Source organism: Nocardia sp. NPDC051463 (assembly GCF_040681975.1).
Taxonomy (GTDB): domain Bacteria; phylum Actinomycetota; class Actinomycetes; order Mycobacteriales; family Mycobacteriaceae; genus Nocardia.
In genome coordinates this window covers 751,624-762,695 of the sequence record NZ_JBFBAB010000001.1, presented here as the reverse complement: position 1 = coordinate 762,695, position 11,072 = coordinate 751,624, and the positions used below count along the sequence as shown (strand labels likewise).

At 64.4% G+C, this 11,072-nt stretch carries 13 protein-coding genes; 10 read left to right on the top strand and 3 right to left on the bottom strand.

Annotation, left to right across the window (positions count from 1 at the left end; genetic code table 11):
- The first annotated feature begins 9 nt into the window (after positions 1 to 9).
- From AB0M74_RS03415 to AB0M74_RS03400, 4 genes are all read left to right on the top strand, one after another.
- Entirely contained in the window at positions 10 to 972 is a 963-nt protein-coding gene (locus AB0M74_RS03415; protein WP_364901154.1) for an AvrD family protein, read from the top strand.
- A gap of 34 nt (positions 973 to 1,006) precedes the next feature.
- The gene (locus AB0M74_RS03410) at positions 1,007 to 1,783 is read left to right on the top strand and encodes an ATP-binding protein (RefSeq protein ID WP_364901152.1); all 777 of its coding nucleotides are present in this window, start codon (positions 1,007 to 1,009) and stop codon (positions 1,781 to 1,783) included.
- A gap of 9 nt (positions 1,784 to 1,792) precedes the next feature.
- A complete protein-coding gene (locus AB0M74_RS03405) occupies positions 1,793 to 2,482 on the top strand; it encodes a class I SAM-dependent methyltransferase (protein WP_364901150.1) in 690 nt (229 codons plus the stop codon).
- A gap of 164 nt (positions 2,483 to 2,646) precedes the next feature.
- Complete coding sequence (locus tag AB0M74_RS03400; RefSeq protein WP_364901148.1) at positions 2,647 to 4,764, top strand: glycosyltransferase family 39 protein; 2,118 nt, start codon at positions 2,647 to 2,649, stop codon at positions 4,762 to 4,764.
- Positions 4,765 to 4,793: 29 nt separating this feature from the next.
- Here AB0M74_RS03400 and AB0M74_RS03395 read toward each other — a convergent pair whose 3' ends face one another.
- Together AB0M74_RS03395 and AB0M74_RS03390 are read right to left on the bottom strand one after the other, a co-directional pair.
- On the bottom strand, positions 4,794 to 5,135 hold the full coding sequence (locus AB0M74_RS03395; protein ID WP_364901146.1) for a metalloregulator ArsR/SmtB family transcription factor: 342 nt from the start codon (positions 5,133 to 5,135) through the stop codon (positions 4,794 to 4,796).
- Positions 5,136 to 5,252: 117 nt separating this feature from the next.
- The gene (locus tag AB0M74_RS03390; protein ID WP_364901145.1) at positions 5,253 to 5,735 is read right to left on the bottom strand and encodes a GAF domain-containing protein; all 483 of its coding nucleotides are present in this window, start codon (positions 5,733 to 5,735) and stop codon (positions 5,253 to 5,255) included.
- Positions 5,736 to 6,862: 1,127 nt separating this feature from the next.
- On the opposite strand from AB0M74_RS03390, the gene AB0M74_RS03385 reads away from it, so the two are divergent.
- The 6 genes from AB0M74_RS03385 (at position 6,863) to AB0M74_RS03360 (ending at position 10,605) form a co-directional block, all read left to right on the top strand.
- Positions 6,863 to 7,477 carry a hypothetical protein gene (locus AB0M74_RS03385; RefSeq protein WP_364901143.1) on the top strand — a complete coding sequence of 205 codons (615 nt, stop codon included), beginning with the start codon at positions 6,863 to 6,865 and terminating at the stop codon, positions 7,475 to 7,477.
- A 501-nt stretch (positions 7,478 to 7,978) separates the two neighbouring features.
- Positions 7,979 to 8,488, top strand: a complete 510-nt coding sequence (locus AB0M74_RS03380) for an NAD(P)H-dependent oxidoreductase (protein ID WP_364901141.1) — start codon at positions 7,979 to 7,981, stop codon at positions 8,486 to 8,488.
- Positions 8,481 to 9,002 (top strand): flavin reductase family protein, encoded by a 522-nt coding sequence (locus AB0M74_RS03375; protein ID WP_364901139.1) that lies wholly within the window; start codon positions 8,481 to 8,483, stop codon positions 9,000 to 9,002. The genes AB0M74_RS03380 and AB0M74_RS03375 overlap by 8 nt, the downstream gene beginning before the upstream one ends.
- A 482-nt stretch (positions 9,003 to 9,484) precedes the next feature.
- On the top strand, positions 9,485 to 9,673 hold the full coding sequence (locus tag AB0M74_RS03370; RefSeq protein ID WP_364901137.1) for a hypothetical protein: 189 nt from the start codon (positions 9,485 to 9,487) through the stop codon (positions 9,671 to 9,673).
- 3 nt (positions 9,674 to 9,676) lie between these two features.
- Positions 9,677 to 10,030, top strand: coding sequence for a hypothetical protein (locus tag AB0M74_RS03365; RefSeq protein WP_364901135.1), 354 nt, complete (start codon positions 9,677 to 9,679; stop codon positions 10,028 to 10,030).
- The gene (locus tag AB0M74_RS03360) at positions 10,030 to 10,605 is read left to right on the top strand and encodes a CorA family divalent cation transporter (protein ID WP_364901932.1); all 576 of its coding nucleotides are present in this window, start codon (positions 10,030 to 10,032) and stop codon (positions 10,603 to 10,605) included. Before AB0M74_RS03365 ends, AB0M74_RS03360 begins: the two co-directional genes overlap by 1 nt.
- A 13-nt stretch (positions 10,606 to 10,618) precedes the next feature.
- On the opposite strand, the gene AB0M74_RS03355 is transcribed toward AB0M74_RS03360, so the two are convergent.
- On the bottom strand, positions 10,619 to 10,750 hold the full coding sequence (locus AB0M74_RS03355) for a hypothetical protein (protein WP_364901133.1): 132 nt from the start codon (positions 10,748 to 10,750) through the stop codon (positions 10,619 to 10,621).
- Positions 10,751 to 11,072: the final 322 nt, after the last annotated feature.

Sequence of the window (11,072 nt, the reverse complement as noted above, 5' to 3'; positions counted from 1 at the left end):
GGACGCGGCATGTCCACCGAACTGATCGCATTCGACACCATCGACGCCGTATTGGGCCACCGGGAGGGCCGCTTCTTCGGCGAGGGCTACAAGCGAATTGCCCACCACATCTTCGATATCGCGCTGGATCACGATCCGGCAGGCCGGCCACGACTCACCGCCGCGGCCGGGGTGACCTATCCGCTCGACTGGTCGCAGAAGAGCTCCCGGGTGCTGGAGCCGCATCTGAGCAGCATCGATTGTTCGATCTTCGGCTACCGACTGCTCGAGGTCATCCTGCGCGAGTTCTGCGGCCTGACAGCGGGCGAAATACGGTCGTCGTGGCTGTCCTATATCCAATTCAGCAGCGGCACGGCGGCGACCGAATCGCTCGACCAGTTCCGGATCGTCGCCACCGTCACCGCGGTCGGGGACTCCTCGATCACCGTCACCAGCGAGCTAGGTGCCGCCATGGCGTTGGAAGCGACCGTCGCGCTGCCGGTCACACCCCGATTGCGCACCATGGAGCCACGCACTGTGTGGGAGGAAGGACACGGATACTTCAACGGCGCGGTCTATCAGCGCGGTCAATACCTACGCAATGTCGTGATATCCAGTCAGGAAAGCCGGGCCGACGCCGAATTCGAACTGGTGGAGCAAGATTCGCCCGCAGCCGGGTGCGGCGTCGCCGATGCCTATCAGCCGTCGGTCACGTTGGTCGACGCGACGGTGATCCTCGCGCAGCTGTCCCAGGTCCTGCTCTACGATCTGGACAATATCGCCCGCAAGGACAGTGAAACGCTGTGGATGCGAAGGATGACCGCCCGGGCCGCGACTGCGCCACCGCCTTACGAACCCGGCTCGGCATCGACGCAGATGGTGCGGTCGATGATTCTCACCTTCGGTGGCGGCGATTGGCGAATATCCACCTGGGAAGCGGATTTTGCCGGTTGCGAGGTCCGGTACGACTTGGCCCATCGACTTCCCGCGTAGTTCCGCGGAACCTGTTCTCCGAGAAAGGCATCCCATGTCGGGAATCAATTATCGACGCATTGTGATCTCCGGAACCTATTCCACCGGGAAGACCACCACCTCGACCGCGTTATCCCTGCTGACCGGCATTCCCCGGGTCGACGCCTCGTCGGCTCGTGAGGTGGTCACCGAACTGTATCCGGGTATGCGGTTCCAGGATCTGAGCACGACCGAACTCATGGCGCTCGGCTTCCGCCGCCTGGAACTGCGGATCCAGGCCGAGGCCATCCTGGACGCCGAGGGCGGATTCATCGCCGACGGCTCCGTGCTCAACGAGTGGGTCTATGGCACCACTCGGCTGATCACCGGTCCCAATCCTGGATCGGCGCGATGGCACAAGGTGCTGAAGAACACCATCACCCTGCCCGGCCGACCGTTCTATCGCCGCTATCTGAATGCCTACGGGGACATGGCAAGGCAGCGCGCCAGGCAGAACTACGACATCTTCTTCCACCTCCCGGTGGAGGTGCCGATGGATCCGGACGGCCACCGCCCGGTCGACGAGCGCTACCGTGCCCTCTCCGATCAGAATCTGCTGCATGCGATCAGTGAACTCGGGCAGCCCGTGGTGACCGTGCGTGGCACCCCGGAGCAGCGGTTGGAGTCGATCATGAAGGTGCTGGACATCCCCACCGTGATGGATATCGATGTCGCGGTGAAGGAGGCGATGGAGATCGTGCGCTCCAGCCGGGAGCGGGTCCAGGAGGCGATCATCGCGCAGCAGGAACTCCCCACCCTTGCCAAGAAGATCAAGTTCGCTACCCGCGTCTAGGAGAAAACCATGACTGTTCTGTTGGATAAGACCAAGCGCTACAACCCGATCGACTCCTGGTTCTACGACAACTTCATCTCCGACGCAGTCCGCGATATGACCCCGACATTGTTCGACGACGTCGCCGCCGAATTGAAGGACAAGGCACAGGTTCTCGATGTCGGTTGCGGCGGTGGACAGCTTGCGGTCGGCCTGGCCACGGCGGGCAAACACTTGCAGCTCAGCGGCATCGATCTGTCACCGCAGCAGGTCCGGCGCGCCCAGAAGCGCGGGGCGCCACTCGGCGGCCGCGTGCAGTTCCGGCAGGGTTCGGCGATGGATCTACCCTTCGCGGACAACAGCTTCGACGCCGTGCTCAGTTCCGGGTCGATCAAGCATTGGCCGAATCAGCGCAAGGGCCTGTCGGAAATGATCCGGGTGCTGCGTCCGGGCGGTCTGTTGTTGATTATCGAGGCCGACCGTGGCTGCACCTTCGAGGATGCCCAAGGGTTTGTCGATCGGTGGCGACTGCCGCGTCCGATGGCGCGCGCCTGCCTGCCATTCTTCCGCACCTACATCGCTGGTTACGGTCTGGATCTGGAGGACGGACGGCAGCTCGTCGTCGATCTGCCGGTCGCCGGTGCGACGGTCGAACGCATCGCCGGCGAGCCGGGGATTCAGATCACCGCACGAAAAGTCGAAGTAGTGCAGCCGATCTAGCGGGCGACGGACAGCGCAGGAGACGACCCGAAGTTCCGAACGGGACTTCGGGCGTCGCCTTGTGGCCGATTCGGCAGGCTCGCTGAGGTGGCGGCGGTGACACTCACAGGAAACTGCCAGCCGGTACACAGCGGACGTGATCCTGGGACGCCGAGAATTCCGCTGTGACCAATGCCGCTGAGAGGTCGATCAATGCCGATGGTGCGAGTTCGGTGGAGAACGCGGACTTGAGATCGTTGCCGGGGGACCTCGAGCACTTCGGGGTGTCCGATCGGGTATGGGAACGCCTCGGGTTGGCGACGCTACTGGTGGGGACCGGCGTCGCCTACCTATGGAACATCACCGTCAATGGTATGGGAAATGGGTTCTATGCCGCGTCGGCGCAGGCCGGGGCCGAGAATTGGAAGGCGCTGCTGTTCGGATCGTTGGACCGCGGCAACTTCATCACCGTCGACAAACCGCCGGTGTCGCAGTGGGTGATGGGGTTGTCCGGGCAGCTGTTCGGATTCTCCAGTGCGAGCATGTTGGTGCCGCAGGGATTGATGGCGGTAGCCGCGGTAGCGCTGCTCTACGGCGCGGTTGCTGAGGTACGCGGGCGCGGGGCCGGACTGCTCGCGGGAGGGGCGCTCGCGTTGATGCCGGTGGCCGTCATGATGTTTCGGTTCAATAATCCGGACGCCGTCATGGTGCTGCTGATGACGGCGGGCGCCTACTGCACGATTCGGGCCTTGCCGCGGGCAGGCGCCGGGTGGCTCGCCCTGGCAGGGGTCACGCTCGGCTTCGCTTTCCTCGCGAAGATGCTGGAGGGCCTGATGGTGTTGCCCGCGTTGGGGATTGCCTATCTGGTGGCCGCACCGTCCACCCTCGGCAAGCGGCTACTGCACCTGCTCGGTGCCGGTGCCGCGCTCGTTGCGTCGTCGGGGTGGTATGTCGTTTTGACGATGCTGTGGCCCAAGTATTCTCGCCCCTACATGGCCGGTTCCACGGACGACACTTTCATGGACCTGGTGTTCGGCTACAACGGGCTGCAGCGCATCCAGGGCCGCGACGGCGCCGGGCGGGCGGGTATGCCCGCTGGTGTCCAGCCACAGGAGGTCTATCCCGGACGCGGGGGCTCCGGATTCGGTGGCGTCGGCTCCCACGCGGGCGGCGCCCGACTGTTCACCGGTGAAATCGGATTCGAGATCAGCTGGCTCATCCCCGCGGCGCTGCTCGCCTGCGCATTGGTGTTGGTAGCCCGTGGTCGTCGTCCGCGCACCGATCTCGTCCGTGCTGGCGCGGTTGTCTTCGGCGTTTGGTTGGTAGTGGATGGCATCGTCTTCAGCTACATGAACGGAGGCATGCACGCCTACTACACCCTCGCCATAGCGCCCGCGATCGCCGGACTGTTCGGGCTCGGTGTTGCCGAAATGTGGCGGCTGCGCGGCCTCGGCCTCGGCCGGTACGGCTCCGCGGCGCTGATTGTCGCCAGTGGTGGCTGGGGTTTTATACTGCTACAGCGCAATTCGGATTGGTTGCCGTTTGTGCGATGGTCGATACTCGTCGTCACGATTGTTACCGCCGTCGGCGTGGTCGCCACCTCGTGGTCTGGGCTGCGCCGCTTCTCGACCGTGCTGATCGTCCTCGGTGTCCTCGCGGGGCTCGGCGGCACCTCGGCATACGCGGCGGCAACGCTGGGGCAGGCGCATACCGGCGGCAGCCCCGTCGTCGGCCCTGCCGAGCCGGGACGGCGGGGTTCCGGCGGCTACCCAGGTACGGACACGGCGAGCCCCGCATTGACGGCGATGCTGCGAGCCACCACGACACGATGGTCCGCCGCCATCGATCGCTCCTCGCCCGCGGCCGCGCTCGAATTGGCCAGCGACACTGCGGTAATGGCCATCGGTGGTTTCAAGAACGACCCGACACCGACGCTCGGCGAGTTCCAGGATTTTGTGCAGAAAGGCGAGGTCACCTACTACATCGCGATGCCGCCTCGGAACTCCCGAACCGGCGAGCCAGGGCAGCAACCGGCACCGGATCAGCCGTCAGCCCACCGAGCTCCAGCGCAAGGCCACGGCTCCGCACCCGGTGCGGGGCAAACGGGGGACCAGAGCGCCGTCTCCGACCAGCAGACAACATCGGGCCCAGGACCGACAGCCGGCCGGCAGCCGGGATCGGGCCAGGGTCGGGGCGGATCACAGAGCAGCGGGCACGCTGACATCGCGGAATGGGTCGGGGCTACCTTTACGCCGATGTCGGTAGGCAGCGCCACCGTTTACAACCTGCGGCAGCCCAAATAATCACCGCGGACTGCCGTCGTCGCGGTTGCTCAAGGCTCGATCGTTCCTGGCCTCGCAGTGCCGCGGAGGTGATGGCGGAAGGCGAGACCGACGATGTCGGCGATGTCCGGGTGGGCGATGGCGTACACGTTGTGGCGGCCTGCTTTTCGGGCGTGAACCAGACCTGCCAGCTTGAGCTTTGCCAGGTGCTGGCTCACCGCGGGGACGGATTGCCCGATTTCGGCGGCCAGGGTTCCGACATCGCGCTCGTGCTGACTGAGCAGCCACAGGATCTGGAGGCGGGCGGTAGCGGCGAGCATGCCGAAAACTGCTGCCGCGTCGTGTAATCGATCTGCCGGGATGGGACCCGGAGATTCGTCGTGCTCGGTCACTTCCGCCTCCACCGTGTGGGTAGCGTCGCACGATGCGAATACTTGCGCAACTGATCGACCGCGGTTACCCACGCGATTTGGCACCGGCGCATCCCGTACAGGGCCGGTGCGCTCGGTCTAGATGACGGCCAGGAAGACGTGTGCGACGGCTTCGAGTCCGTGCTGATCGATCGCGTCGAAGCGGTCCGGACGAGGGCTGTCCAGATCGAAGACTCCGACGAGCTCGCCGTTGTGAACGAGTGGCACGACGATTTCCGATCGGGTGTCACCGTCGCACGCGATATGGCCGGGAAAAGCATGCACGTCGGGTACGAGTTGGGTTTCCCGCGTATCGGCGGCTGTTCCGCACACGCCTTTGCCGAGTGCTATTCGGACGCATGCCGGTTTGCCCTGGAAGGGCCCGACTACGAGTTCCCGACCGTCATAGAAATAGAACCCGACCCAATTGAGATCGGGTAGCGCGTGAAAAACCAGCGACGACAGGTTGGCCGCATTGGCGATGCGGTCGGGCTCACCGGTGACCAGCGCTTCGGCCTGCTCGACGAGCTGGCGGTACTGCTCGGACCGGTCGCCGGAGAGGTCGGGAACAGTGAACGACATGGGTGGATCCTAGGATGTTCCCGCGAGACGGTGTGCTTCGAGCCGACTCGTTCGGTCAGTGACCTCACATTGTCGAGCCTTCCCAATATCGGAGGTACCCGACGGAGTTGAGCGGGCTTCGGTTGGGCGACAATCGGCTGACGAGCCAACGTGAGATCGGAAGGCTGGTGCGCCCCATCCACTCGGCATGACCTGACCGCCGGAACGACCAGCAGGAGACATCGGTGAGTCAGTCGTTGCCGATCGACCCCGGCGAACTTCGCGCGATGGTGTCGACGCTGGAGCACCTCATCTCGTCGGCGTCTCGAACCGTCACCGAATTGAAGGCTGCCATTGCGAGCGCCGAAGCGCACATGGACAGTGGCCGGCGTGATCATCTCCGGGGCTCGCCGAATGTGGGTGCCCATGAGGTAGGACTGCCGCCCATCAGTGACACGAGCGTGGTGGTCTCGAAAGTCGCTGGTCCGTCCGCGGGCAACCCCGCCGTCGCCCGCAAACCAGGCCCCACACCGTGGTCACACAGGCCACCAGTCGCACCCGCGAGCTCATCCTGCCGCCCCGCGTCCAGCGCATCCTCACGACCGTCCACGTCACGCACGCCGAGCGTCAGCGGCACCGCCTCGTCTGCACTTCCGGTGCCAGGCGGTGCTGCCGACGTGTCTGTGCCGGGTGTCGGTGTTGTGTCTGTCGGACCGAGTGCTGATGCCGTGTCTGCGCTCGGTGTGCCGACCAGGGGTGGATCCGACGCATCTGTGCCGCGCGTGCCGAGCCCGGATGCTGGGGTCCAGCACCCGCTACCGATTGCTGGTGCCACAGACGTGTCTGTGCCGGGTGTCGGTGTTGTGTCTGTCGGACCGAGTGCTGATGCCGGTGCCGTGTCTGCGCTCGGTGTGCCGACCAGGGGTGGTTCCGACGCATCTGTGCCGCGCGTGCCGAGCCCGGATGCTGGGGTCCAGCATGCGCTCCCGCTACCGATTATTGGTGCCACAGACGTGTCTGCTCCCCGTCTGCCGAGTACTGGCGCGACCGTCGTGCCCCCGTCGCGACTTCGTTGGCGGGCGCGATCTCGTCACCACGATTCCGTGGTATCGCGACGACCGACCAGCGCCGGGACCGATGAGGAAGCCATGCGAATCGCCCGCCAGATGGCGGCCAAACACGATTTGGAGATCATCGGGTTCGACACGGCCGGCATCTCGGAACCCACCGTTCGCGAAATTGCGATTGCTGTCGACGACATGCTCGCGAAGTATCCGATTCCCCTACGTGGCATCGAGATTGCCGAAATACGTGACGGCTCGCCGTCACGTCTGGTGCGAGAGCAGGTTTCCGATGGGGAGGAACCCGGGGCCCCGGCGAACTGGATTGTCCTCGACAGGGCCGCTGTCTCGAACCCGATTCGCGCGGCAGGGGCGGTGGCCTCGGCAACCCGGACCCGTGGCAAACGGCACGACTACGACGAGCGGCCGGTGTACGTGACGATCGTTCGCGAATTCGGTCGAGCACTCGATACCGCGGGCAATTTCCGTGCCCACCAAGAAGCGCAGCGGACACTGATCGCCGAGAGTCTCCGTGGTAAAGGAAGTTTCGGTCACGGGCTGCTCGACCCAGGCACGGCGTTGATCGAGGGGTTCACCGAGGTCGTGTTGCGCGGGGAAAGGGCAGGAGGGGTGGCGACAGCACTGCATGGTGCGTTGGTGAAAATGGCACAGGCCGTCACGGTCGACCCGGACGAATCGTGACTTCTGTGTCGAATTGCTCGTGCAGGTCGACCTTCTCGAACACCGCCACGCCTGCGCCGGACCGTTCCCGCCGGGCACCGATCCGATCGTGCAGATTCAAACCCTCGTGCCCGACCGGCTAACGGTGCTGGAGTAGAGGGGCGCCGGGTGCACGGCCGTGCCCGGCCTCCGATCGACGGGGTTCTCCGACAACATTGGAGCATCAGCTATGACCACGGACAACATCGCCGACCGGATCTGTTTCGTCTCCTGGGTTCCCCATGTCAGCGGGGAACTGGTCGCCGACGACGTCGAGCAGCGCACCGCTGGGATGTCGAACACAGCAACAAGCCGGTGCAGACAGCGGCGAACAACAGTGCCCGCAACACCGAGAAGCAAGCGCGCCGCACCCTCCGCCAGCACATCGGCCGAGCATTGCTGCACGACACGCCACCACCGCTGCATGGAGCCATCTGACCCAACCATCAGCCGAAAGCGCAAGAGCGAGAGAAGGATACGAAAGTGACAGTGACGGTCGTTGTCGGAAACCCCAAGCTTGCCTCTCGAACGCTGACCGCGGCCACCCTTGTCGCGAAGGGGCTGCGCCCGGATGCCGAGCCCGGGGTGATCGACCTCGTCTCCTTCGGTGCGGGCCTGCTGTCGTGGGGCGACCCCGCGGTCGCCGCGGCGGTGCAAGCCGTCGCCGCCTCGGAGCTTGTCGTGTTCGCCAGCCCCACCTTCAAGGCCACCTACACCGGCCTGCTGAAGCTGTTCCTCGAACAGTTCGACGGCGGCACCGGACTAGCCGATGTCGTCGCCGTCCCGGTCATGCTGGGCGCCGGCCCGGTCCACGCGTTCGCGCCGGATCTACTGTTGAAGCCGGTGCTGGTCGAACTCGGCGCGACAGCGGCCCTGCCGGGCCTCTACCTCTCGGACCGCACATTCCAGGAAGACGGTGTGATCGAGCGATACACCGATCGGTGGCGTGCCGTCGCGCAGGCACTAGGTACAAGGACCGCGAATCATGCATGACCTCTTCGAGTTTCCCGCCGACGGCGCGGGCCTGCGCCACGCCTTCGCCAGCTTTCCCAGCGGCGTGGTCGCGGTATGCGCCGAGATCGATGGCGTCCGGCACGGCCTGGCCGTGAGCACGTTCGTCCCTGTCTCGCTCGACCCGCCCCTGGTGTCGTTCTGCGTGCAGAACAGCTCGGCGACCTGGCCGAAGCTGCGCAACGCCACCCACCTCGGTCTGAGTCTGCTCGGCACCCATCAGGAAGACGCGGCCCGAGCGCTGAGCACCCGCAGCGGCAATCGCTTCCACAATGTCGACCTCTACCGTGGCGCCACGGATGCGATCTTCGTCGACGGCGCCGCCGCGTGGATCGAAGGCGTGGTCGAGGTTCAGGTGCCCGCGGGCGACCATGCTGTTGTCCTGCTCCGCATCAACCGCCTCGCCGCGCCCGGCGAAGTAGACCCACTTGTCTTCCACGGCAGCAAATTCCGCACACTGCATCCGCACAGCGAAGTCAGCGAGATCGCCTGCTGACAGGCAAGTTCCACTGATCCTCCGAGAACACCGAAATCAGACCCAGCGGTACACCACGCGTGTGGTGGGGCCGGGGATTCCGTCGCGTTGGTGAACACTTGCGCAACTGATCGACGGACGCGCAAGTTCGGGTTTCTAATGAATGGTGGCGCAATTCGTGCGCCGGGATCAACCACACGAAGCGGGGTGAGCGGCAGATGCCGGATGACAGTATCGACGTCTACAGTCGGGCTGCCCTCGCGAAACGGGTTGTGCCCGGTCGTCGTTGACCTGTGCGCGTCGTCCGCCGCCGATAGTCGTCGGCAGCGACACACATCCAGCAAACCTCTCGACCCGACAGACTGGTGCCTCGGACCTACCGAGCGTCCGGTCGTTTGCGTTCGGTACGGCCTCGCGAATCTCGCTGTGGTCGGCCGATACCCGGGCGTGGCTCGATGCTGCGCACAGCACATCAAGACGACGGCAAGTATTGGAGCCCTACCATGGCCACCCTGTTCGACAAGATCGAATCGCCCCATTGCGCACCGAATTTGGAACGCCAGGCGATCTGGTTCACGATCGGCGTCTATCTGTTGATCGGTGCGGCCCTGCTGACGATGCACTATGTGCGTGGGCAACAGCCGGTCGGCTCGTCGTCGGTCACACCCGCACACTCCTCCTACGGGCAGTAGTCGATGACAGTGACCGCCGCGGTCGTGCTCACCGACCGATTCGACACCGAAGTTCTGCAGCAGCACTGGATTCCACTCTCTGCCACCGACTCCGACACGGCGGCGGTGCTGCGGGTGCGGCTGGGTGTCGATTTCGCGACGGCGAGGAATCGAGTATGGGAGACAGACGATTTCATCTACTTGCCGGTCGTCGTCAATCACAAGCGTGGTGACATCATCGAACGCGACACGATCATGTTCGCGCTCGGCAGTGACTTCCTGGTGACGTTACAACCGGACGGTCCCTTCACCCTGTTCGACACGGCCGTCGCCAAGATGCGCCGCAATCCGGCGCTGACCGCTCCCCGCACGGCGTGATGTACGCGCTGTTATGGGCGCTGAACGAGGAATCGGAGCGGGTGATCCACTACGCGAGTGACGCACTCGAAGCGATGAACGACGACATCGAAATGGCCACCAACGGCTACGACCGCCGCGGTCGTGAGATCGGTGTCGCGGATATGCGCATCACCATGTCCCGGATGAACGCGGCAGAGCAGATCGTCTCCCGCGTCCAGGAGACCCAACTGCAACTGGCCCGCGCTGCCCGTCACCTGATGGCCGACACGCGCGGCGGCGACCTCGAGGGGTTGATCGCCATCCTGATCGCCGATATGGACGGAGTAAAGCAGCACGTGGGTTTCGAGCACGACAAGGTGCGATATCTACAGCAGTCCGTGATGACCTGGCTGGATGTGAAGCAGAATCAGATCGTCAAGGTGTTCACGATCATTACCGCCGTCTTCCTGCCGCCGACATCGATCGCGACGTTCTACGGTATGAATTTCACCTGGATGCCGGAACTGGAATGGCAGCACGGCTTCCTGGCCACCACGGTCACAACCCTGGTGGCGGCGGTGATTCCGTTGGTCTACATCACACGCAAGGGATGATTGCGCTGAATCTTCAGCTCGTGATCACGCCGAACCATGCCGAGGTGGCGATCAGGATCAGCGCGATCCCGAGGACAGCGTGAGCGGCGTAGGCGTGGCGCACGGCGACCCCTTCGGAAGAAGTTGAAGCGTTCGGGATGGACATTCCCAGGGACTCCCACGGCAGATATGCATGCGGACATTTCGATCGCTGACAACACGCTACTTTCCGCGCACGCAGCGGCGTGTATTTCGCGCGCGGTGTCGTCGCGTATTCGAAATATTTTTATCCGCTCACCGCTGGTGACGGGCGTCCGCTCGGCGTCACGATCGGGATCGGAAGTACGAGCGGTCAGGCGTGATGTGATTGGCGTCGACGAGGAGGGAGAATGCGGCCGCTTTGCGGGCGCAGCTACGAATCCGACAATTCATGTGTTGCTGCATCACCGTGTGCGCCTGGTCGACGGTGAGGGTGGTTTCGGGGGCGG